The organism is Dyadobacter flavalbus, from assembly GCF_006149045.1.
Classification (GTDB): Bacteria; Bacteroidota; Bacteroidia; order Cytophagales; family Spirosomataceae; genus Dyadobacter; species Dyadobacter flavalbus.
Map to the genome: position 1 here is coordinate 332,048 of NZ_VBSN01000059.1, position 25,264 is coordinate 357,311.

Below are 25,264 nucleotides of genomic sequence, written 5' to 3' on the forward strand. Positions count from 1 at the left end.
GCCCGGTGATCTGGTCCGGGCATTTGAATAATTAAGCTACTCTGTAACCAGCACCTTCAATACCTCCGAGGTGTTACTCGACTGTACTTTCAGCAGATAAACTCCTTTGCTTAAAGGCAGATTTGAAATATCCACTTCTGTTTTCTGACCAGCAATCACTTTCTGAGCTGCTACAAGTTGATAGCTCTGGCCTGAATTGTTTGTAAGATCAAGCGTAACATCTGCGCTGTGTTTGCCGGAAATTTGTATCGTAAACTTGTTTCTGACCGGGTTGGGGTAAACCGATGAGGACTCAGGTTCTGCTTTCAGGTTTGTGCTGATTTCTTCTTTGCTTAACCGTGTGTTACTTATTACAACAGGTGGGGTCTGAACAATCAGCTGAGGAGGGTAGGAGCTGCTTTCTTTGCTGTTGAAGACAACGCGGGTATTCCGGCTATTCGGATCTGCCAATTGCAGACTCACCAGTGTTTCGCCTGCTTGCTGCTGGGCTTTTACATAGCTGGTCACATCTATTTCATAATACTTGTAAGCATCATTGACTGCTACATAGCCCAGTGAACGTGTGGATGCAGCAGGGGCATTGCTGTTGACAATGCCGTTTTCAGTCCAAAGGTCCTCATCTACCCCGTAAGCATGTACAGAGATATTCTTGCTGCTTTCATGATTATGGCCGTAGATCCGCAGAACGGCGGAGGAAACAGCGGTAGCCGTTGGCAGCTTAAACCGGAGATAAGTGGATCGTACGGTTGCAAGATCATTGATGTTGTTTTTGATATCCAGATTAATAGCAGCGCCAAAGTTAGTTGCATTGTAGCTTCCATCCCGTACATAGGAATCAGCAAGTGGTTTGAGCGTGGAACTTGTTCTGACGACTTCAATGGCGGATATGCGGGGCAGGTCGGCTGCGCCACTTGTAAAGTCAATGTTCAGCATACCATCCGTAACAGTGACCGGAATGGATTTCTGCACAGCGCGCATCGCCCCGCCGGCAGCAGCAAAGATGTCAAAGTTGGTCAGCTTTCGGCTGTTTTCGATGGTGACGTTGAACTGTCTTTTACCTGCTCCGCCGGCACCTTTTCCCGGAATGCCGTACCAGATTTCAGCAAAGTGCAGGATCACGTTTACCTTGCCATTAGCAACCGGGATGTTGTAGCTGAAAGAGGGTGAGCAGCGGCCTGAGCGGTAGAGTTCATCATCCGTTGTGTTCAGGATATCACCAGTAGCCACCGAGCTGGTGCGGTCAATGCCGGCATAGTACCGGTCAGCCCCGAATAGTCTTGCGCCGGAAGCGGTGAAAGCCTTGCCGCCTGCATTAATCCGGACAACAGGATAATCTACCGGGTCCAGCACTTTTACCTTAATTGTTTCCTGGTCATAAAGTTCAGAGAAGTTAACAATGCTCACTCTAACGGTGATTTCATAAGTACCCGGTTGCTGAGGTGCAACCCAGCTGAAAGCACCTGTAGCGGCATCAATCGCGGCACCTGCTGGCGCGTTCAGAAGTGAAAACGACTTGGTTTGTCCAAATCCGGTTGATGCAGTTGCAATAAACTGGAGTGAGCCGCCTGGCATGAGCTCCTTCTCACCAATAGGCCTGAGTACCGGAACCATGGTCACATCGTTTACCACCAGATTAACACTCAGCAATGCCCTGGCATACCCCGGTGCCGTTGCGGCAACAATGGCGTTATACTTGCCTGCTGTAACACCATTAGTTCTAACCGTGAATGGCAAAGATCCCAGTGCCGGTGAAGGTAAACCCAGCCAGTCTGCAGATGATTTGCTAATTGTAACGGCCGGCATACCACTATTGGAAGAAAGACTTACGTTTTGTAAAGAGTCAGGCGTTGTGTTTGTAAGGCTGAAATCCAGTGAATCAGCAGAAAATGCCAGCTTCTTGTTGTTTGACTCAGACAGGATCTTTACAATCCATATATCTGACCCGGTTTGGGTCTTATCACCACCTGTGCTATCACTATTGTTTATTCCCCATAAAGTATATCCTCCATCCGGCGCCTGAAAAGCTCCGGTTAAATAACTGCTCGACCATTTGTGACCGCCGATACTCTTGTCCCATATCTTATTTCCATTAGCATCTATTTTCACAACCCAATAATCACCACTTGATTTTGGTGCATCGGTCTTATTGCCACTCACCTCAGAAAAAGATTGTCCGCTAATCAGGTAGCCGCCGTCTGCTGTTTGTGCAAGTGTTGTAACATATTCCGGACCCGTTCCGCCAAATGCTTTATCCCATTGCTTTTCTCCATCTGAATTAATCTTGATAGCCCAAAAATCCTCATAACCATAGGGAGTTGCTGATTTGTCCCCACTAACGATGGATGTTGATCGGCCTGCTAGTATATAACCACCGCCTTTTGCACGCTGGATTTGTACAAATTCCTCATTGCTATTGCCACCATAAGTTTTGTCCCACAATTTAGAGCCCTTGGAATCCAGCTTGACTACCCAATAGTCGAAACCACCTTTGCTATTAGCGGATTTGTCCCCACCCGCATTGGAATAGGAATAACCACCCACAAGGTAGCCTCCATCTACTGTTTGGTCTACATAGGTCAGTCTATCCCAACCTGTACTTCTAATCGTCTTGTCCCATTGTTTGATTCCGGTTGCACTGATCTTAATAACCCAGTAATCAAGGTCAATTGAATTCTCTGTTTTTATGCCATTGGCAGGTGAGCTTGAAGTGCCTCCAAGGATATACCCGCCGTCCGCTGTCTGTTTCATTGAGGTAATATAGTCTAATTCAACTCCCCCGAAAGTCTTGTCCCATTGTTTGGTTCCGTCTGCGGAAATCTTGACGATCCAATAGTCAAATGTGCCAAATGAAGGATCAGACTTGTCTCCGCTTGCACCGGAATTGGAGTAACCGCCCAGCAGATAGCCTCCATCTGAGGTTGAAAGAATTTCTTGCACTGAATCATATTGGTCTCCGACAAATTTTTTCTCCCATTGCTTTGTGCCGTTCTGGTCGAATTTATTGATGAAATAACCCCAGTCTCCTGAATTTGAAGAAAACCCCATGATGGCACCGCCATCAGGCGTAGGCCTAGTCAAACTTTCAGAAAGGTTGAATTTCGGTGGCAGTGAATGAACTTTATCCCACTCTACTGCGGGCTGCGCCATAAGGCTAGGGGACGAAAAATAAAATAGAACTATAGGCCACAAAAATTTAAACCGTGCAGTTTTCGGTCTGTAAATAGGGCCAAAACCATTTAAGGATTGAAGCCATGAGAATGTCACCTGGACATAGCTGGATATAAGGTGGAAATCTGATTGTAAAAATGATTGCATTGAAGTTAGCTGAAATGTAGAGTCGAATGAATTAGGATCTTCTTTTATTAGACTGTAATATATCACGATTTGTACTGAACATTATACAAAAGTTACTTACTAGATAAATTACTGCATGCTGAATCTCGGCGGAAAATAGGATAGAAAATGATTGTACAACTTCTGCAATGTTCACAGGAGCTTATTAGTATGCAGTAATAAGGATAGAGCTATTAAGATCACCAGGATTTTGCCAACAAAAATGATTAAGCTTTTTCTTTCTCATAGTGCAGGCTTTCTTTTTGATAAAGATATAATAGAATGCTTTTCGAAACTTTCAAAATTCAGCTAAAAAGCTGAGTTATAAACAAAATCTATATAAAACGATTATCAAAAAATTCGGTGGTTAAACTGTACTCTCAGACACCTAAATTTTCTTCCCTTTTAGTTCTAAAAACTGCCATTTTTGGTACTTTGAAATTACAGATTTGTGGTACATCAAAACTATTTACTGTATATAGCAAACTACCACGTTAAACTGTACTATTTAGAATGGTGGTTGGATACATACGGGTTTCAAAGACTGAGCAAAACCAGGACCTTCAATTTGACTCCCTCAAAAAACCAGGTTGCGAGAAAATATATAATGAAAAGGTTTCGGGTGCTTCCGTGCAACGACTAGAATATATAAGGATGATCTCGGAGCTTCGGAAAGGGGATGTCATAGTTGTCTGGCGAATTGACCGACTGGGTCGAACTACTTATGAGCTGATCAAGCTCATGATTGAATGGAAGGAAATGGGAGTGGACTTCCAGAGTATTTCAGAGGGGATTGATACTTCTACCAAAATGGGCAGGCTGTGGTATATGCTCAGTTCAGTCTTTGCCGAAAATGAAAGAGAGGTTTTGATGGAACATACCCTGGCAGGTATGGAAGCGGCACGGGCCCGCGGCAGGGTAGGGGGGCGGCCAAAAGGACTCACTCAAAAATCAAAGGAACTTGTAGGCCTAGCTGCAACTCTGTACTTGAGTAAAAAATATACAACCATGCAGATTTGTGAGCAATTGAAGATAGGTAGTAAAGCGACTTTATACAATTATCTTCGACATGAAGGAATTGTGATTGAGGGTTGGGAGAGAAATAATAAAGAGAAGTTTAATTAGCATGACTCAGAATTATCAAATAGGCCTAAAGTTTCAAAAAATGTTATAATGTAACGTTATTGAATTTCATACCTCGATTGGTTTACACGCGATCTAATGTATCCATATAGATACTTACATTACTAGCTTTTATTTGGTCAAGAACAACAAACTTTACTAACCTCCCTAATATTCCAATGAAATTGGCCGAAGTAAAAATCAAAGGTTTTCGTTCTTTTGGTAAGCAAATTACCATTAAAATAAGACCGGACCTGACGGGTTTTATTGGATTGAACAGTTCCGGCAAAACATCCGCGATGGACGCACTCAGAAAAATGTTTAGTTCGACATTTTCCGAGCGCGAGTTCCAGACGAAAGATTTCCACCATTTTAAGGGCGAAGTAATCGAGGATCTAGCAGAACGTTTTTTATCCATTGAGACCCATTTTAGTTTCGGTGACAATCCCGACGCGATACCGCACTTCTTTTCTGGCATGGTAGCCGGAAACCCAGGAGAGACTCCTTATCTGAGGGTTAGGCTGGAGTCCTGCTGGAAAAAATCCCAGATTGAACCCGATGGTGAGATAGAGACAAATATGTATACCATCCGGGTACCAGAGGGAGAGGAAGTTTCAGATGGTGATAAGCTTCCCTTTCCTGGTCACCTGCGAAGCCTTATCCAAGTCATATACGTACCAGCCATCCGTCGTCCATCCGAACAGCTGAAGTATGCATCCGGCAGCCTGTTACACCGGGTTTTAAGAAAAATAAAATGGTCTGAGGCTTTTACCCAAACATTTAAGCAACAGATTAAAGAAATAAATAATGGATTTAAAGCATTGCCGGAATTCGATACAGTCGAACGCTCGATTAACCAATTCTGGCAGCAGTTTCACAGGGAAGAACGGTACCGGGAGACCTACGTTGGATTTGGTGACAGCGACTTCGATTCGATCCTGAAAAAACTCGAGATTTCCTTCGGTCCTACCGCGACAACGAATGACTTTCGGCTCGATGAACTTGGTGATGGACTCCGCTCGCTATTTTACCTGACCCTTGTATGCTCATTACTGGATATCGAAGAACAATTTGCCGCTAAGGCCGACGAAGATGAAATAGGAAAAAGCCGGCCATTGCTGACATTGTTTGCCATTGAAGAGCCTGAAAACCATATCGCTCCGCAATTGTTAGGGAGGGTTGTTCGTATTCTCGATAGGATTTCCAAAACCGGCACCTCGCAAGTAATCCTTTCATCACATACACCAGCCATCATAAAAAGGATTGACCCGGAAGCTATTAGGCATTTTCGGATAAGTAGGTCCTATCAGACGAAAGTGCGTAAGATATCTTTGCCAAAAATAAGTTCAGATGCGTATAAATATGTACGCCAAGCAGTAATTAACTATCCGGAGATATATTTCGCCAAGGTGGTGGTTATTGGTGAAGGCGATAGTGAAGGGGCTATTTTTAATCGGCTAATGCGCGTGTTCGACCTCGACTTTGACGACAATATGATTACGTTTGCTCCGCTTGGTCATAGGTTTGTGAACCATATCTGGAAGTTGCTAGATACTTTGGGTATCCCGTATGTGACATTGTTGGATTTTGACCTTGAAAGAACTGGTGGAGCATGGGGTCGGATCAAATATGCTCTTCAACAATTATTATTGATTGGGTTTGAGCGAAATGACCTGTTGTTACTTAGTGACGACAGTGTAATGTCCGAGCAAGATCTCGATACTATGCACACGTGGGATATTGGGAACGAGACAAATTTGAATGCGTGGGTAAATCGTGTTAAGAAATATGATGTATTCTACTCAGGTCCGCTCGATATCGACTTCCTGATGTTGACTAGCTATGATGAGTTTTATAAGGAGGCAATCCCAGATGGAGGTGGACCGGACATTCCTGATCCTGGCGGTGATCCGGATGCCTTTGATAAAAAAATAAAGGCCGCAGTAAAGGCTACCCTAAAGTCAGAGAAAGCGGTAGGAAAGTTGTATAGCCAGCAACAAAAGGAGCTAATGATCTGGTATAACTATCATTTTCTGGGCAGGGGAAAGCCCGCGACACATATTGAGGCGATGTCGTTGATGACGGACGAACAAATTAGGAAAGGTTTGCCATCGGTTTTTAAAGAAATATTCAAGAGGATACAAGGACTTCTTAGAACCGAAGCGGATGAGAAGAATTAAAGCAACGGATTGGGTACCGGCCGATGGTCTTCGGCTTGAACAAGCAGCTATTGACGTAATCACCCAGGCCGGGCACTTTTTGGTCGTAGCAGGTCCGGGAGCTGGAAAAACTGAATTACTTGCTCAGAAAGCAGCTTTCTTGCTACAAACCAATCAATGTCAATATCCTAGACGTATTCTGGCCATAAGCTTCAAACGGGATGCATCCTATAACTTAAAGGATCGTGTCCGCCTTCGCTGCGGCAAGGAGCTTTCATTGCGTTTTGATTCATGGACTTTTGATACGTTCGCAAAGCTACTACTCGACCACTTTCGTAACCAACTGCCTCATGACCTAAAAGTTTCGAAGGACTACCAGGTATTATTGAATGAGAAGACGATATTGGACTATTATGAAGGTGTTGATCGCGACTTTCGCTTTCAGAACCAAGACACCAAGCTAATGTCATTTCACACCCATTCAGCATTTCCTCTTCATAGTAATTCAAAAGGAGACATTGCGCGAGTAAATACCTGGCGACAAATGCTTGGCTCGACTCCTTCCAAGCTGACTTTTAAGATGATCATGCGGCTAGCCGAATATATCATCAGGAGCAATGAACCGGTAAGGTCTTTCCTTAGACAGACCTATAGTCATGTGTTTCTCGACGAGTTTCAGGATGCTACGTCCATTCAGTACGAGTTCTTTAAGAGCTGTTTTTGGGGAAGTGATTGCCAGGTTACAGCCGTGGGTGACGACAAACAGCGGATAATGTTGTGGGCAGGTGCGAAGGAAACTGTTTTTGAAGATTATCAAAAAGAACTGCAAGCGATTTTGAAAACGTTGAAAATGAATTTCCGCTGTGCACCACGCCTAGTAGCCTTGCTTAATTATTTAACCGAACATCTTTTAGGGAAAACTGACTTTGCGGAACCGGACAGCCGGAAACCGTTGGATGAGGGCGAGTGTTTTCTCTGGAATTATAGCTCAGAGAAAGCTGAAATGGCCTCCCTTCTAAAACAAGTTAAATATTGGATTGAAATTGACGGACTAAAAGCAAACGAAATCTGCATCTTGGTCAAAGGGAGCCTGCAAACATATGTGGGCAATCTAATTGCTTATTTTCAGAAAAATGGCTTAGCTGCTAGGGATGAAAGTCTATTGCAGGATTTGATTGGCCAGGAGCTGGTGCAATACTTTATTCACGCATTTTATGTCATCTATGACGAAAGGTCGGGAGAGTCAAAAAGGATCTGTCTCTCGTTTTTGGCTAATACTAGCACCGAGATGACTGACGAGCATCTGCTTTCATTAGAAAAATCGTTCTATAAATTTACCCGCAAAGTCCGGGAGACTTATAAACCTTCTAAGAAGAGTGAAATTGATCTGATTGTTAAAGAATTGATAGAATTTGCAGGAAGGAGCCGTATAAAAAATGCTTATCCAATCTATACGAATGATACCTTTCTGGACCTGACTATTACCCAGTTCATTCAAGAGCTGAAACTAACTGTGGTTCCCGGTCAAGGCATCGTAAGGGCAATACAACGTTTTGCTGGAGAAAATACAATTCCAGTAATGACGGTTCATAAAAGCAAGGGCCTGGAATATCACACAGTAATTTTTGTGGGGTTGGAAGACAGAGCATTTTGGACTTATAAAAACCAAGCTAGCGAAGATAACTGCACTTTCTTTGTGGCGCTGTCGCGGGCGAAGCAAAGGGTGGTTTTCACGTTCTCCCAATCCAGAACGGATGGCTATGGAAACATTCGTATTCAAAAGGTAAGTGCAATAAAGGAAATTGTCGACACGCTTACGCAATCCGGCTTGGTGGACGTGGCCGACATGTAAATAGCAACCGAAAACTCCAAAATACCTTGGTAGATGGACGAGCACATAATGTAAACCTTAAGACCTGATTGGCGCTGCGGAATGCTCGATTATAGTACAGGATAGATCGGTAGCCAGCCGAACGCCTCTTCAAACTTAGAGCGATATACGGTAGCAACTTTTCCAGGTGCTTTCCGAACATATTCTTCAGCTAGCTCTTGTTCTTTGAGAGACAGATTAGACAGATAATCCAATGCTTCTTCTACTGTTGCGATTCGCCCTCTTTCATCGTTAAACTTGGGCCCGAGATTTGTCCAAATAACGGCATCAATATCCTTGCTCTGAAGCCAACTATGTATTGTCTTTTTGACGGCATTTTCAGGGACTAGGTCAAGCCTCTTTAGCATACCAATTGGCTTGGCCGTCGGGCAGTTTTCTCGGTCTCTTAACGATTCAATTGCTTCCGGAATATTGCTTGTCGTCATCAATGACCAGTAGGTGAAAGTAAGGGGGAACAAATCGCAAATTACCAGCGTGAGTCTGCCGTCCTGCGACGTTCTTAGAAACTCAATAGGTAGTTGAGGCCCATCGTCGCGCCAATTTTTATCGACCAGAAGGTCGCCGGGCTTCCAGATAAGAGATCCCCACCCAATACATCCGATTTGCATAAGATTAATAAATAACAGTAACAGTTGATGATAAAGCTCTCTAAATCGGCCGCTGGATGTCAAATAATGTCGTGAGGGTAGCTTCCTGAGTGGCCGTTAGAGAAGGAACACTAATAAATAATCTATTTCTTGCCCTACTCAAAGCGACATACCTCACTCGCTGTTCCTCAGCATTCAAATCCGGAGACATCAGATAGCCAACGTCGGAGCTGCCAAGCATGGTCACAAACACATTGTCAAATTCATCACCCTTCGCCTTATGGATCGTTTTACAGGGAGACACGTCATTTTTTGTGTCCACAAATAATCCTACCTGAGCAAAAGTATTGTTCGTGTAAAAGTCTTTGATCGTTCCACGTATAAGTGAAGGGATCGAAGCATTGACATGTGTTTTTACAAGTTCGTAAAAAGAATAGAGCGGCTCATTATTATATGAGGAGTATCGGGACAGTAGCAACGACAACTGGTGGAAGGATTTTTTCCTCCGTAGCACTTTGTCCGAAATACCGCTATTGTTCTTTTCCATTTCTTTTATTGCTTCTTTATATCTGCCCTCAACGCCTAGCTCCACAGCCCTAATGCATCGAACAACTACCTTCACCCGATCGGCATTGTCCTTGGCAAAAAGCTCGTCCAAAAGATTTACGCTTGGAATAGCGGCATTGTAAAGTCGTTTCATGGCATTGACCATAACGTTGTCTCGCGAAAGACTTATAAGGGCTTCGTTCCCACAAATACTTTGTGCATAAGTGAAAGCGTGTTCTTTGGTGCCCACATAAAGTACTGGTTTTGCACCTGGAACATTTCGCAAAGGCTTTTGCCGAAGGTCAGGCCTAAGGTGGTTCAGCACCTGAACAATTTTGTCGGTGCTTCGTCTATTGTCTTCAATAAGAAAATCTTGTTGATTGACTAAAGTGAACCTGTCGAAGTCCGCAGAGGATGTTCCCTGGAAACTATAGATCGCTTGTGCCCTGTCTCCGATAACCCCTACGATGGTCTCTTTCTGTGCAATAAGCTTAATAATTTCCGTTTGTACCGGGTTTGTGTCCTGAAACTCATCGATAAAAAAGTACGGGAATTTTGCTTGCAAGACGGTGACAATGAAGGGATATTGAGTTATGAGCTTATGTCCAAAAAACAATATATCCTCATGATGTAGCCTCCCTTTACGCCAGAAGATCTTCTTATACTCGAGCAATGCCGGTGCCAGCTTATCTAGACATCCCGTTTTTCCCAGGCGTGTATTTGTTGCGATGTCATATGCTTTGGAATTATCTGCTGAGATTAGTAGGTCCCTGCTCTCGAATTTGTAATCAATGGACGACAACCAATTACCTAATGCCTTCAAATTGCCTTCCAATTTCAGCAATTGGTTTCTAGTGTATGGATTGCTTAGCCTCGCAAGGTTAGGATGAGCATCGACCCATTCCTTTATGTACTTACGGGAAATGAAATGTTCGTCGTGGCCGTCCATATACTTGACATTGAAGTCATATTGACTGGCAATGAAATGCATGTAAGGCTTGATGATATTATTGTATATAAAACTGTGTATGGTAGAAGTTTCGATCCTATCGGCGCCTTCATTAAGCCTGCTAATTATTGTGTCCGCTGCAGTGTTTGTATAGGTGATACAGGCAACTTTTCGATAAGACCCCAATCTTCTAGAGTTTGTGAGTACGTTTTTTATATGAGCTACCAACCAATGGGTTTTTCCCGCCCCTGGACCTGCTTTAACTTTGAAAGGCTTCTCAATATCAATTGCATCATCTGACGCAATGGTAGTTACTGACATATCCAATTAATTGATTCTTGTATATAGAAAGGAACATTGAATGCTTCCCTGGTGGGCATAGCCGGGCCTCCCTGAGGACTAGCAGTTACTACGGTCGGCAATTTAAGATTTGCTTCGAGGTGGTTGGCAAGTTCGAGTGCATTCTCACCTTTACCGACAGAATTTAGATATCGTGTAGCTATCAAAGCTTTCTTTTTATCCTCATCCGTCCAAGAGGGATCCACGTTGGCGCTAATTGACGCCTTTAATAGGGTGTTAGAATCGCTCCGTCCAAGTCGGTTCAAAAAATCACTCAATGGGTTCCCTTTTTGATAAAAATCTATCAGATCCACGAGCTCTTTTCTATTTGTGATTGACTTGGTTAAAAGTATTTTCGAGTTTGCGTTTGATAAGCTAAGTTCATACTCAAATGTTTTGCCCTTAGCATGGTTTTGCCCAAAGAATCGGATGTTACGGTGAGCAATGTACTTCGATATTTTCGTGGTTAAATGATCCTGATAAGTATAATTCGCGGCATCCTGTTCAAATTCGAACGGGTAGCACCTAACAAAATAAGAATCATCATTTAGCTTTCGTTCCGGATCACGATCTTTGATACAAACGACTTTTTTAGGAATAGCATAGGGGTTGTCAGTATCAAAAAGCATGAGAAAATAGTCAAAAAACCTGCCTCCGACTGGAACGACAGCAATATGGTGGTCCTCAAGGTGTTTACCGCAGTACTTTGCTAGTGTAGGGACCAGCAGCTCCTCCGCTAGTCCTTCGACCAGCATAACCTTCTGAGCAAATAGCATATCGGATCGTGTTGCATCGAGGAAACGTTGAACATACGCCTTTGCTTCTTTACCATCAGGAGTATCCGGGAATACCTTTCCCGGATACCCGGCGCTGATAATGCCATTTTCATTATGCAGGCAAATAATCTCGTCCAACGAAACAGCAGAGGTAATTTGGGTTGAATGAGTCGTCACGAATACCTGCCTTACCTTGCGTTCACTCATGTTTTCTTTCAGAAACTTGAGAAACTTATATTGCATTGAAGGGTGGAGATGAGCTTCTGGTTCTTCAATTGCCAAGACTGGAAAATTTTTTGCATTGCTGCCTAGATAATTGCCGTCGGCGTTGACTTGCATTTTGGCAAGCAAAAGGGACATAAAAATAAGATTGTTGTATCCCAGCCCATTGTGCGTTGCAGGTATGGTGATGTCCAGTCCGGAATAGCCGATAATAAGTTTTAGCGCGGAGTACAGTTCTACGTCGGAGATCGCGCCGTCGAAGTCCGGAAGCGCGTTATTGAACGTGGCTCCTGTCTGGGTAGCATACGATAAAATATGTCGTTTGCCTGCTCTCATGCGATTTTGCAGGTCCTCGATAAGTCTGCCTGCCTTTGTTGTGAACTCAGACTTTAGACCCTTAATTTCTGCGTGCTTCGCAGTTTTGCTTTTTATGCTCTCATCGGCAGATTTGATCTCATAGTCCATAAAAAAATCGAGGACGTCACGAAGCATTGTGTTTTTTCCCGTGAACATATCCCTCTCTACATCCCTAATAGCATTCAAAAATTGAAAGTCAAATTTCTGGAGCGCATTGCTGTCAGCAACTAACTTGTTGTTCGGGTCTCCGCCATAGATTTTACTAGTGTAGAATCTCAAAAAGTCATGTCTAATGGCAATCCATGCGTCATTTTTATTCGCGCATGTAGCGAGGGTGTTCTTGTAATCCTCGTGTTTCTCATAGGGAAGGAAGAACTTATAGGTCAAGACAGCCTTATAAGGCTCGTCAAGCTTAGTCAACCAATCGGCCACCGTAACCAAGTCATCGCCCGTTAGATCTTCACCGGTGGTCTGATCTATCACCATTGTGATGCTGACCTGTGGAGGTTCTGCCTGCAACTCTCCCAATGTAATATTCTTGGAAAAATCATCGATCTCTAGCCTTTTGGGCATGTTGTGATCTATGAGAAGGCCTATCGCTTTTAGTAAACTGGTTTTTCCGGCATTGTTATGGCCGATAATTACATTTACGCCATCATTAAACTCAACTGTATTGTTAGGGAAATTTCTGAATCCCTCAATAATGATTTTGGATATGTACATATAGCGATTTTTACGGTATAGAAGCAACCAGCATTAGATTTTCATATCCAACCTGTTTGCGGAAGGTTCATGCCATAAAACTAGTCTTTTCTTATCAAAAAATTATTTTATTAACGGATAACAAGTTGCCTTGGAAACGTGACAGTTAGTTGTTAGTGATTTTAGATTTTTTGAACTACCTGAATTAGTTTTTAGGAGCCTCATCATTCAGAAAAGCACTGTCAGTTTTGGGCGGCGCCAGGCTTTCGAATGGATTTAAATACACCTCAAGTAAAGGGATATATTTACCATCTCATAAGCGAACCTAGGCAAATAGATTTTCATAGAATCCATTTTATCCTATTTACTCATTGTAAGTGTCCCCATTTGTCAGACAGCCATTTCTTTAGTTTCTTCTTTTCTCATCAGTATGTGTTTCCGTTCAATTGGCGTCATGTTTTGAAGTCCTTCATGAGGCCGCCTATGATTGTATTCATCGATCCATTCTTCTGTCAGTTGCCTGACTTGGTCGAGATCAAAAACAAATATGCTCGAGCACCGCTTCCCGGTAAAGACGGTTAAAACGTTCAATATAACCGTTCTGCATTGGTTTCCCTGGCTGGATAAATTGATTTGCAATCTTTTTATCTTCACACCACAACTGAAAATTTTTTGAGGTAAATTCAGGACCATTATCGGATCTTATAGAATCAGGAGCACCTCTTTGCGCGATAACTTTCTCCAAAGTCCTGATAATACGCTTAGATGATAGGGAAGTATCAACGTCAATTACTAAGGCCTCTCTTGTACCGTCATCAATTACATTAAACGTCCTGAATTTCCGGTTTCCGACCATACTATCGCTCATGAAATCTACACTCCAGCTTTTATTAACCCGGTCTGGTTCTACCAAAGGTTGTTTAACTCTTACTGGCAACCTTCTTTTCCCTTTTCGTTTCTTAATTAGCTTTAACAGCTTATAAATCCTATACACCTTCTTATGATTCCAGGCCTTCCCTGATTTTCTCAGATAGGCAAATAGCTTCCGAAAACCATAGGATGGATGCTTAAAGGCCAGTTCCTGAAGGGAATCGATAACTAAGGTATCATTCTTTTTGCTTCTATAATAATATTGGGAGCGTACTAGTTTAACTATTTTACAGGCCCTGCTTACGGCAATATTATGCTCCTGAACAATCTCTTCCGTTAATTGCCTTTTTGCGGCAGAGCCCAGCCTTTTTTTGTAAAAAGTTCTTTAAGGATATGATTGTCCAGACTTAAATCGGCATACATCCGCAGCGGCGGCCGCTTCTTTTATCGGGCATTTTCTTCCTCCAGATCTTTAAGCCGTTTGACGTCAGAAGTTTCCATACCACCATACCGGCTTTTCCAAGTGTAAAAAGTTGCCTCAGAAATACTATGTTAGCGGCAGATTTCCTTTGTAGGAATTCCAGATTCCTGTTGTTTGAGAATTGAGACGATCTGCGTCTCTGTGAATCGCGTCTTTTTCATCAGTTTAAAATTAAGTGTTTTTCTCAACTTTTAAACTGTCTGGTTTTTAGGGACACTTACAACCCTCAGTCGAGAAATTGGGAGGCTATTATTACTGACGCAACAGGGGAGATTTTCACTTATTTATTTTAAATTTATAAATACAAGTTTTTAACAAAAACAGCCCACTCAGTTATGTGCAGGCTGTAAGTACTACTTCAAACAAACACGATGTCAGACATCATGGTATGGTACTACCTTAATCAGGTGTATGTCATTGTACTCCGGAATTATCACTATGTTTTCTTCAGGTATAATAGCTATTGAAAACAGAATACCGTTTTTAAGCCAGTTTTATTTGAAAATTATTCAAGCCTAGCTAACAAGTACTTTGGTTTTAACTAATGCATCTGCATTCAGATATGGCATTATGTATTTATTATAGGAAGTATTTTCCGTCTTAGCATGTAATATACCTCTGGTTGTTGCTAGTGTCAAATCTGCAAGATGCTTGACAAATGACATTGGTATTTCTACTTGTTTATCTTTGATATCAAATCTTTTCCAATCTTCAGGCTTGATAAAGTAGTAAACTGAAACGGATATTTTTATAAAAGCATTTCCATTGGACATAATACCAAAGTCCGTAAAACATCTTATAGAGTAAACTTTGGAATCTACTTGGTAATTAACACCTGCAAAAATCGACATATTTCTTTCATCAATTTCAACATCTGACATTGTGGCAAATTGATCAGTAACGACTTTTGAAATTTGATAGGTTACTTCTTTGTTCATCATGCTATATTATTGACTTTGAAGTAATTTTATATTTGGATACAACTGCATAATTCTTCCATTGTTCACTTCGTGTAATTCTTCATAATTTGAAGAAGCTATTGGCTGAGAAATTTCATACCTTTCTCTTAGCATTGCTGCATAAATGATTGTACCCATTAAAATTACGGCTTCAGATGCTCCACGAATCTCAGTTGGCTTGGATTCTACCGAGTTCAAATCAGTAGACATCAAGTTTATACCAACAGCTTTTCTCAACTTATCTACGGTTGCAAAAGTAAAATTTTCTGACCCTTTTAACCATCGATTAACTTGTTGCCGCGAAACATTCATTTTTAATGCTAGCTCATTTTGACTCATTCCAATTTTTCGAAGCTGTCGCAGAACTTGCAATGCTACTTGCTGCGAGTGGTGTAACCACTCCTTATTTTCTTCCTGAAATTTTTCATCTTCCAGCCAGTCGCTCGGTTCATCCGAAATCAAATGCTGGATCTTGGTATAAAAATCTTCTTTATTGCTCATAATTATACTAGGTCTATATAGCCATAATCATCCCCTGAGTCAATATGGTTTGCTTTTAAATATGCCTGCAGAATTTTCATTTTTTTATCTTCAATTTGCAAATGGTTGCGATCCATTCGCCTAGTTAATTTTATAGCACCACCTGACACTATAAACAAATTGTAATCCAGCCTTATGGCGTATATTCTTAACCATGAATTTTTTGCCTTACTACTTTCCCTGGCTAAGCTAACAGAACTATTATGATATGGTACAAACAGCTTACTTAGGTTATTTTCATTATTACTATTTGCATGTTGAATAATAAGGTTTCGAAAACTCGTTGCCTGCTCAATCGTTTTAAAAACAGCTTCTTCAACTGAGTGTATATTATAATATTTGGCACTTAGATCAGAATAATTTTCTTCAAAAAACTCTTCTAGATGTATCACATTTCTCCATAGATTAAAAATACGAGCTAACTCGTCTTTCTCACTACCAAAAAACTGGGCGGATAAAAGCGTCTTTGGAACAACTATCTTAATCTTGTCAACCTTCAATAATGTGCTGTCACCCACTTGATGTCTTTTTACTAATACACTCCTAACATTACTGCATTTGTCACAAAGTTATATAAGTTTTAACGAAAAAGGCATCTTATAAGTTGCCTTTTTAAAATACAGTAATGTGGTACTAGGTATATAGATATGAAGTACTCCCTACTTTTCGGACCACCAGTTGATCATTGACAATTAAATTTAAGCCAATTCGCTCAGCGATTGCCGCTCTTTTAAGGCTTCAACGGCTACCATCGCCTTAAACTTTGATGTAAATTTTCTCCGGCTCTGTTTCATTTTGTTCATCGGTTTTAAATCAAGTTACTAAACTTAACCGATGGTCTCAATTTTGGGGAGTACTACAGGTGATAAATACTGGCTGAGAAGAAGACGAGTTGACAACTAGTAAAATGGAGCTTAAAATAAAACAGGATGACACAATTATATTGCAGCCAATGTTTATGGCTGGTGATATGGGGAAAATTAAGGCTCATCAGCCCAGCCCATAAACCAAAGGAGACTATCGCATTAACTGTGTAAACTTTTCAATCGGGGTTGGGCAAAGCTTACAGCCGGACCCTGTCTTCAAAAATAGTCAAAAATTGATTCAGGATCATGCCCCAATTCCGAATGGGCATGGTCCATTTTTTCGAAGCTTCTCTAAGTGCTAAATATACGGATTTCATTACTGCTTCATCAGTAGGAAACGACAGCTTATTTTTCGTGTACTTTCTTATTTTCCCATTCAGGTTCTCAATAAGGTTTGTGGTGTATATGATCTGGCGAATCTCTAATGGAAAATCAAAGAAGACTGTCAGCTCATCCCAGTTTTCCCTCCAACTTTTGATCGCGTATGAATATTTGCTATTCCATTTGCGCTCCATATTGTCCAGAGCTGCCAGGGCAGCCTGCCGGGTTGGAGCTCCGTAAATGTCTTTCAAATCACGACTAAACTCTTTCTTGTCCTTCCAAACCACGTAACGGCAGCTGTTCCGAATCTGGTGAACGACGCAGATCTGAGTGGCGGATTCAGGAAAAACAGACCGGATCGTCTGGGTAAAACCGTTGAGATTGTCGGTGGCCGTGATCAGGATGTCTTGCAGTCCGCGTGCCTTCATGTCCGTCAAAACACTCATCCAATAGGCGGCAGACTCATTTTTGCCAAGCCACATGCCCAGGATTTCCTTGTAACCGTCCCGTTTAAGTCCTACTGCTATATAAACTGTCTTGTTAACCACCTTGCTATTCTCACGCACTTTGAAGACAATTCCGGACATCGGGGACGCCTAGTCCAGACAATCAAATAAACGGGCTCCAAAGGCCGGTTTTGCCAACTGACAATATCTTCTGCTATCCGGGAAGTAATGCGACTGATCGTAGATGTCGATACTTCAAAGTTGTAAACGTCACTGATCTGGTCTTCAATATCAGCAACGCTCATTCCTTTGGCATACAGTGACACAATCACTTCTTCGATGCCATCTACCATATTCTCCCGTTTGGGAATGATCATAGGATTAAAACTAGCGTCACGGTCACGGGGAATACGTATTTCCGATTCGCCATAGCTGGTCTTAACACGCTTCTTCCCATAGCCATTCCGGGAATTACTGTTCAGCGATTGCTCATGCTTATCATAGCCCAAATGCACGTCTAGTTCCCCTTCAAGCATCTTTTCAAGGCCTCGCTTCTGCAACTGGCCAAGAAAGTCATTGAGCGTGTCACGGCTCTTAAACTGCTTCAAAAATTCATCTGTCAACAAATCCTCTGGTCTCATAAACTATGTTTTGTTAAAAGTAAAAAATCGGAGTTAAAACCCCGATTTAAACTTTACACAGATTTTGAGATAGTGTCAACCAAAGATAAATTGAAATACTGTACTACATCCCATGTTCTTCTATCCCATAGCATCAAGCCCCAGATGGCTGTAATTTTATTTTTCATCTTTAAGCTTATTTTGTTTATCTGATTCTTCTTGTATAGTATTTTTTCTGTCAATAAATGGAGCCATAAATACTTTACCTAAATGAATTTTTAATTTACTAAGTTTTGAATCTTCCCAATTGAATGGTATTGACCTAAAGCTGAATTTATCTATAACCCTGTAATTTTCTTTGTATGTTTCTGTTTCATTTTGAGGAATATATAGTTCATAATCAACTATACCGTAAGTTCTAAATTTGTCCGCAACTATGCAGCCATATTGGATACATCCACCTACAGTTGAAATATTTTCATTTTTAATGATTTCATCAAGTAAATGAAACTCAGTATATGAATGCTTGATTTTCGCTTTAAGTTGTTCTGCCATTTCAATGGCATTAGAGTCCCCAAGATATATAAATTGGTTATTGTCTAACTCAATATTTTCTCTTTGGAACTCTAAAATTCCCTCTTCACCTATTTTTGAATAAAATTTAGATAAGTTAATTTCACCAGTTTCTGGACAAACACCTGTAAAGAAAACTTCTGAAACTCCTCGTTCTCTATTTATTCCAACTAAGTGTTTAGAAATGTATTCATATAAAATAAATGATATTTCAGATATTCCATCAAAGTTGATTATTTCATCATTATATATTTTAATTTCAGAAGTTAATTCAGCAATTGTATTTGCTAGGTTACTCCCATTTAAGTAGCTACCTGCAAAACACATTCCGTAAGCAGAATCAAATACTACATCATTATTCTTTGAAACCGTAATTTTAATTGTGAAGACTTTGTTTGCGTTGTCTGTAATAACACCATTGGGTCCTGTAAGCCTTGAGTCCGACATAAGGCTTAAATTATTATTGTTCTTCCAAGCTAAACAAAGTGTCATATAGTAAGTGGTTCTAAAAAATTTCAGTCAACGGTTTAGGGCTTTGTATTGTGGTAGGAATCAGAGAACGTCAGCTTAGCCCATAGCCAAAAGCCCAATTGAAAAACTAAAGGTAAGCCTTTGTTCGTCAGTATATTATAAGCCAAAACCTATGTAAGTGGCAGGCTTGGTCTGGTCAACTGTTATGCAAGTTGAACTATTGGTTCCTGCCTGTAAATTTCTTTTGTGCCCTCAATAGGAAATGAAAACCAATATCTTTCAATTGGGTCTTCATCAGAAACGATATGAAGAAGGTTGGAAATGAAGTACGAAAATGATAAATTTCTTAGATTATACCTGATGTAACATCTTCCTATATAGTTGTCGGGCAAATTTAATCCTTGGCTATTTTTCCAATATCTAATAAATTTGTCAGCCCCTAATGAAATGTGGTTTACAAGGCCATTAGAAGCGATTAGCGCAGGTGCAACACGTTCGTTCATAAAATCTTGGTCATATTCAAAAGAGAATATTCCAACAAATTTCTTTCGTTGCTGATTGAGAGGATTAAAAGATGGAAAATCCATCAGTTTATTTATTTTGTTTATGATTTTGTTTAAAGTGTTTTGTCCATTTCCAGATTCAGGATCGCTATAATTTGTGATTTTTGTTTTTACTTCAATAACTGCCCTTACAGCAGTTTCGGTGATTATGATGAATTCGCCTTCACGAAAAATTACTGGTGTTTTATTTTCATAAATAATAATGTCGAGTTGTGTAGATATTCTCCCTGACTGACCTTGGTAATGGTCGGTATTGCCGATTATAAAACCTGTACCAATGCTCAAATTAGAAGGCAGGAACTGCGATATTGTTTTTCGCAAAATTGCTTCCTTATATCCTCCGTCAGCTCCCCAATTTGCATTACCAATTAAATCTCTAACACGGTCTTTTGTTAGTTTGAGTTCTCTTGTTATTGATTCCTGAAATCGTTTAATATTTTGATCTGGCATGATGATGGTCTTTAAGCTTGTCGCTTACGTTAAAGTGTTTATGAAGTTGTGGCAATTGAAAACCGTCAGTTGAAATTAACCCCAAAATCAAAATAATGATTTAAAGTTGAATGCTTAACGTCCAGACACAATTTTATGAACACACTACTAACGGCTGCTCAATCCGTCCGCTTAGATTTTGCAGAGAAACAAAGGGTAATTTTTTCTGATTCGCTAATTTCATCTTTCAAGTCAGAGAAATCATTCATAAATGTAAGATTCGCCTCTATAAGCAAGCAAATTGTTAATATGATTAGAGTTAAATGTTGACGGTGAAATGTCAATAATTGTTGTGTGTCTTGTGGTCGTTTTTTCATTTCTGTTGCGCCAATAATATAGAAAAGTCCGAACAATGTTCCATGAGCAATTTCAGAAGCATGTCTGTAAATATTAAAGAGTCCAATATTCAAAATATCTTTTATTTTTTGTCCATATTTTTTTGAAATTGTTTCTATTTTGTAAAAGACATTGTCACCAGTCCAAGAACGAACTTCAAATCCTTTTTTCGTAGTAAACTCTTCCAACGCGTCTTGCAAATCCTTGCTAATTATCAGATTTTTAATTCCTAAAGTCTTAACAGAAATATTAATACTCTCGATATTCAATTCTCGCTGCAGATCACGATATGATTTTTGCTGCAAATGCCTTTGTGCTTTGTCTAGAGCTTCCTTGCCGCCTGCTGCAATATATCCTATATTGAGTGTAAGTTCATAAATTGTCCTTGCAGTTAAAAAGCAATCTCTAACCTGATAATGAGGCGTTAATATTAAAATGGTTTTGCAGGAATCATAAACCGAAAATAAAAGTGTGTAAAGATTCAAAGCAAGCTCCTCATCGCTTGTCATTAACTTTTTAAACGCACTTTCAATTACTTTCAGTTGTCCTTGTAAGGCAACATATCCCTCTTTTAAGAGTTCCTTAGAGCCTAATTCAAATGTTGTATTTGTCGCCATGAGTTGCCGCTAACGTTTCAGTACTTTGCGATATTGGGGCATTCATTGAACGTCAGACCAACCAACAACAAATGCCTTTTTTTGAAAAACAAATGTACAATACTTTGTTTGTCCGCCCCAATATTTCAAAACCCATGTTGGTGGCAGTTTTACTCACTTGTCAAGAATTCTCACCTAAAAGTTCTTGTCGAAAATCATATTTTTCGTAGCGTCCGTCACTCCAAGCGTAGCCAACTTTGTAGTCATCCATTAAGTCAATTATTTCGACCAAAACTCTTATGGAATTGCTATATTAATGAGGACAAACAGTTAAGAGAATATTATTGTTTTGTACTTTCCCTTATATATGCATAAAGGGTAGGCTTGCTGATTTCAAGCATCTCGCATATCTTTTTGACTGACGTCTTTTTAGCCTCATACAGTTGGACGGCCAGTTGCTGCTTGTCTGCATTCAACTGCTTGGGGCGTCCACCCAGTCGGCCACGGGAGCGGGCAGCAGACAAACCGGTCATGGTTCGTTCCTTAATTAAATTTCGTTCGAATTCAGCCAACGCCCCAAAAAGATGAAAAACCAGTTTGCCAGTCGAAGTAGACGTGTCAATGGATTCATGCAGGCTGTGCAGGGCTATTCCATGATTTTCCAGGTAAGCAACCCAATCAATAAGGTCTTTGAGTGAACGGCCCAGCCGATCCAGCCGCCAGACTACCAATGTATCTCCGGAGCGGAGAATCTTTTTGATCTCGTGGAGCCCAGCCCTTTCGGTTGCCGTGCCACTTACTGTATCCATTATTATCTTTTCACATCCTGCAGCCCGGAATAAATCTTCCTGGGCGTCCAGCTTTTGATCAAGAGTCGAGACCCTGGCGTAACCTATCAGCATAATTAGTAAATAAACTCATTAAAATTTAAATATACTTTACGTTGATTTATTTACCAAGTTTATTAACTGTTTTTGATACAGTATTTCGTCTTTTTACTGCTAACTACCCTTAGTAAAGAAAACCCTCGTTTTTGTTACTAAAAATTTTGAGGTTCTATGACACATTAAGAAAACGGCGGAAATTAATTTGAACTATGCCAGTTTTTCAGGCCATAAAAGCATGAAGGGAGTAAAGTCAAGAATTATCAATGGATTTCAGTAGAATTCGCATGCAGCGATACTTAATTTCCTAACAGCATTTTCACTCAGTCAGCACGTCGTGATCGATTATGTTTGTTGAATAACAGGCGTTTTGTAAGGAAGTTTATGCAGGATCAGGTATAGCATTTCTGTAACCTTTAACTTGTTTGAGCATCTCAATTGACTTAATGACAAAGTACCAGTCTTTTCCACTAAAAATGAATTGAAACCACTTCTTGTTTCGGTTTTCATACTTAATGTTACAGAAAAGCCAAAACGCTACCGCCAAGAAAATAAATGTTACTATTACCTGGGCAGTTAGCCACGCCGGGTTACTAAACATTTTTTGTTGGATGCTGAAAGTTGTCCAAACCGGCGCATGTAAAAACATCAACTTATATATCCAAAGTGTAGAACTTTTCAGATAGGCCAGTCTGTACTGTGTTTTGAGCAGCGCTTCACTAAGATCTGTCTGGTAAATCAAAATAACCTGATAAATGTAAATTCCGGTTACAATAGTTAGTGTCACAGCATGTGTGGCTATCGAAAACCAGAAAAACGGGCTTGCATAAGCATATGTATTATAGAGAACAATACCCAGGAATGTAACCCAGAGTAAGCTGCCGATAATGACAAGGATTTTTATGGGAGCCATTGTGCTTAGCAAAGACTGGATTTTGATAAGCGTTATGGCACTTGCATTTTGCCGGTTTAACACAAGGTTCTCTTCCAGCTTTTGATCATAGGACCGCCATAAGGCAATCAATTCGGATTCCTGCATATTCTTAGAGTTTTAATGTGGCGAATTTTTGTTTGAGTTGTTCTTTGATCCTGGCAACCTTCGTTGATACATTTGATGGAGTGATACCCAAGATTTCCGCTATTTCATGCTGGCTTCTTTCTTCCAGAAACAGTAAAATAATTGCACGGTCAAACTCTTTCAGTTGCCGGATAAAACTGTGCAGTATGGACAAATCAAATTCAAGCTCCGACTGCTCATCGTCAGTTACCAAGCTGATTATTTCGTCAGTTAGCGGATGATTGCGCTTACTGCGGCCCGACTCCTTCCGGTAAAAGGAAATAGATACGTTTAAGGCAATGCGATACATCCAGGTCGTAATCCTAAATTGATCATCATACTTGGGAAAGGCCAGCCAGAGTTGCACCGTAATTTCTTGAATAAGGTCTTTTCTGTTTTCCTTATTCATACAGTATGCATTTGCCACTTTGTAGATAATACCCTTGTTTTCCTCGATCACATTCAGGAAATTGGTTGTATTTCGTTGAAGCAGCATCTGGTATTTATTTTGACTAATAATTACTTTATGTACAAACAATTATTCGCAGCACTGTCAGTTAAATCACAAAACTGCGATTATTTTTTATGTAAGTACCCCATTTATCAGACAGCCATTTTTTTAGTTTCTACTTTTCTCATCAGCATGTTTTTCCGTTCGATGGTCTCAATTTTGGGGACTATTACAGCCAGAAATAATTAATACGGATCAGGGTTCTCAATATACTTGTGAGCATTGGGTAAGCACACTGAATGACCTTAAAATTAGGATTAGTATGGATGGTAAAGGTAGAGCCACCAATAATGCGTTCATCGAGCGTTGGTTTCGGACAATCAAGCAAAAGTATATTTATATAAATCCCGAGTAAAACGGCCTTGATCTATACCAAGGAATTAATCGTTTTGTTAAACAATATAATTGCAGAAAGCATCAAGATATTAACTGCAAAAAACCAGTAAATCTTTACCTGAATGCTGCTTTAACTTAATTATCAATAATCAACTGATGGTCTGAAAAGTAGGGAGTACTTCAATAATGATCGTGTGGAATATAAATGCGTGTATAAAAAAACGTTCCTGTTTGGGCAAAGAGAGCAGATGCTTAGTTAATGTTCAACTTATAATGCTTTTAACTTATTATAGATCTTGGCACCCATAAATTTACAATGTAAAGTAGTGGTAATTGAGGGCTACACGGAAGGTGAGAATTGATTGTCTTACCTTAATGAATTAATAACCTCTGCTTGCAGCCAATAGATATCACCATCGCGTGAAAAGAATAGATGATTTCCATCACTTGTAACAAATGGACAAAATTCATATCCCTCTGTATTGATTACATTGCCCATATTCTTTGCCTTTTCCCATTTTCCCTCTATGTTTTTAAAGCTAATATATAGGTCACCTTTTCCAAGACCGCCTGGCCGTTCTGAACAAAAAATTATGTACTGTTCGTCAGGAGCTACAAAGACGTCAGCTTCATAGTGCTCTGAGTTAACAGCATTAGTCAGCTTGACAGAAGGCTTAAATCCACCTTCCAAAAAAGGGGATGAACGGATATCATAGTTATTACCGGTTGTTTGATCCGCATAGCCGTTTGAAGAAAAATACATCATGCCGGTTTGCGTAAATGACATATAATACTCATTTTTTTCTGTATTGATATTTGGGCCAGCGTTAATGGGAGTTTGTGACCACATGTCATTTTCCCGTTCTAAATACCATATATCAAAGTCTTTCTTTTCTCCTTTTCCGTCCTTGTTCTGGTCTGAAATGAAATACAACCGTTGTTCATCCGGTGACAGGAACGGATCATTATACTCGTAATCAGCACTGCCGATAACAGTCTTTGGAGATGTCCAGCTATTATTATCATAGCGGCTACACTGGATTTGCGGCTTTCCATTCACAATTACAGCATAGTAGAACTCCTTTCCATCTTTCGAAAACACTGATCCATATTCATACCGATCTTTCAACGAAATTAAATCCAGGGCAAAAATAACTGGGACTACACCTGGAAGTTCTTGGTTTAGATATAGGTCGTTTTTCTTGGTGGTTGTTTGTGCAAGTAATGTGTTTGTTTATGATACCTCGATTATGTTAGACCACTAATTTAGGTTTGTTAGTTGTTTTAGGCGCACATTTCAAACAGCTCTGCAGGCTTTTTTCGATCTATTCCCTGGTGCGCTCTGAAATGATATCTATCCAA

General features: G+C 40.4%; 17 protein-coding genes and 2 pseudogenes. 3 read left to right on the forward strand and 16 right to left on the reverse strand.

Features of this window, described 5'->3' with window-relative positions; all coding sequences use genetic code 11:
• Positions 1-36: 36 nt before the first annotated feature.
• Positions 37-3,147, reverse strand: coding sequence for a CBM96 family carbohydrate-binding protein (locus tag FEM33_RS20365; RefSeq protein ID WP_161597203.1), 3,111 nt, complete (start codon positions 3,145-3,147; stop codon positions 37-39).
• A 699-nt stretch (positions 3,148-3,846) separates the two neighbouring features.
• Here FEM33_RS20365 and FEM33_RS20370 point away from each other — a divergent pair.
• From FEM33_RS20370 to FEM33_RS20380, 3 genes are all read left to right on the forward strand, one after another.
• Complete coding sequence (locus tag FEM33_RS20370) at positions 3,847-4,458, forward strand: recombinase family protein (protein ID WP_139013832.1); 612 nt, start codon at positions 3,847-3,849, stop codon at positions 4,456-4,458.
• 176 nt (positions 4,459-4,634) lie between these two features.
• Positions 4,635-6,635 (forward strand): ATP-dependent nuclease, encoded by a 2,001-nt coding sequence (locus tag FEM33_RS20375; RefSeq protein WP_139013833.1) that lies wholly within the window; start codon positions 4,635-4,637, stop codon positions 6,633-6,635.
• Positions 6,622-8,466 carry a UvrD-helicase domain-containing protein gene (locus FEM33_RS20380; protein WP_139013834.1) on the forward strand — a complete coding sequence of 615 codons (1,845 nt, stop codon included), beginning with the start codon at positions 6,622-6,624 and terminating at the stop codon, positions 8,464-8,466. Before FEM33_RS20375 ends, FEM33_RS20380 begins: the two co-directional genes overlap by 14 nt.
• Positions 8,467-8,555: 89 nt before the next feature.
• Here FEM33_RS20380 and FEM33_RS20385 read toward each other — a convergent pair whose 3' ends face one another.
• The 15 genes and pseudogenes from FEM33_RS20385 to FEM33_RS20460 all read right to left on the reverse strand — a co-directional run bounded on the left by FEM33_RS20385 (position 8,556) and on the right by FEM33_RS20460 (position 25,004).
• On the reverse strand, positions 8,556-9,113 hold the full coding sequence (locus FEM33_RS20385; protein WP_139013835.1) for a hypothetical protein: 558 nt from the start codon (positions 9,111-9,113) through the stop codon (positions 8,556-8,558).
• A 40-nt stretch (positions 9,114-9,153) separates the two neighbouring features.
• A complete protein-coding gene (locus tag FEM33_RS20390; RefSeq protein ID WP_139013836.1) occupies positions 9,154-10,908 on the reverse strand; it encodes a UvrD-helicase domain-containing protein in 1,755 nt (584 codons plus the stop codon).
• Positions 10,899-13,004 (reverse strand): ATP-dependent nuclease, encoded by a 2,106-nt coding sequence (locus FEM33_RS20395; RefSeq protein ID WP_139013837.1) that lies wholly within the window; start codon positions 13,002-13,004, stop codon positions 10,899-10,901. The genes FEM33_RS20390 and FEM33_RS20395 overlap by 10 nt, the downstream gene beginning before the upstream one ends.
• Positions 13,005-13,373: 369 nt before the next feature.
• A pseudogene (locus tag FEM33_RS20400) lies at positions 13,374-14,495 on the reverse strand (IS3 family transposase).
• Between the two features lie 354 nt (positions 14,496-14,849).
• Positions 14,850-15,275, reverse strand: a complete 426-nt coding sequence (locus FEM33_RS20405) for a hypothetical protein (RefSeq protein ID WP_139013838.1) — start codon at positions 15,273-15,275, stop codon at positions 14,850-14,852.
• 6 nt (positions 15,276-15,281) lie between these two features.
• Positions 15,282-15,794, reverse strand: a complete 513-nt coding sequence (locus FEM33_RS20410) for a helix-turn-helix transcriptional regulator (RefSeq protein ID WP_139013839.1) — start codon at positions 15,792-15,794, stop codon at positions 15,282-15,284.
• A gap of 2 nt (positions 15,795-15,796) precedes the next feature.
• Positions 15,797-16,351, reverse strand: a complete 555-nt coding sequence (locus FEM33_RS20415) for a hypothetical protein (protein ID WP_139013840.1) — start codon at positions 16,349-16,351, stop codon at positions 15,797-15,799.
• Between the two features lie 545 nt (positions 16,352-16,896).
• Positions 16,897-18,107 (reverse strand): annotated as a pseudogene (locus FEM33_RS27145) (IS256 family transposase).
• A 156-nt stretch (positions 18,108-18,263) separates the two neighbouring features.
• Positions 18,264-19,151 carry a hypothetical protein gene (locus tag FEM33_RS20425; protein WP_139013841.1) on the reverse strand — a complete coding sequence of 296 codons (888 nt, stop codon included), beginning with the start codon at positions 19,149-19,151 and terminating at the stop codon, positions 18,264-18,266.
• A gap of 182 nt (positions 19,152-19,333) precedes the next feature.
• On the reverse strand, positions 19,334-20,143 hold the full coding sequence (locus tag FEM33_RS20430) for a DUF6602 domain-containing protein (RefSeq protein WP_139013842.1): 810 nt from the start codon (positions 20,141-20,143) through the stop codon (positions 19,334-19,336).
• Positions 20,144-20,301: 158 nt separating this feature from the next.
• Entirely contained in the window at positions 20,302-21,135 is an 834-nt protein-coding gene (locus tag FEM33_RS20435) for a DUF5677 domain-containing protein (RefSeq protein WP_139013843.1), read from the reverse strand.
• A 320-nt stretch (positions 21,136-21,455) separates the two neighbouring features.
• Positions 21,456-22,016 (reverse strand): recombinase family protein, encoded by a 561-nt coding sequence (locus FEM33_RS20440; RefSeq protein WP_139013844.1) that lies wholly within the window; start codon positions 22,014-22,016, stop codon positions 21,456-21,458.
• 364 nt (positions 22,017-22,380) lie between these two features.
• Positions 22,381-22,911 carry a hypothetical protein gene (locus FEM33_RS20445; RefSeq protein WP_139013845.1) on the reverse strand — a complete coding sequence of 177 codons (531 nt, stop codon included), beginning with the start codon at positions 22,909-22,911 and terminating at the stop codon, positions 22,381-22,383.
• Between the two features lie 130 nt (positions 22,912-23,041).
• Entirely contained in the window at positions 23,042-23,551 is a 510-nt protein-coding gene (locus tag FEM33_RS20450; protein WP_139013846.1) for a sigma-70 family RNA polymerase sigma factor, read from the reverse strand.
• Between the two features lie 718 nt (positions 23,552-24,269).
• Entirely contained in the window at positions 24,270-25,004 is a 735-nt protein-coding gene (locus FEM33_RS20460; RefSeq protein ID WP_229214326.1) for a TolB-like translocation protein, read from the reverse strand.
• Between the last annotated feature and the right edge of the window lie 260 nt (positions 25,005-25,264).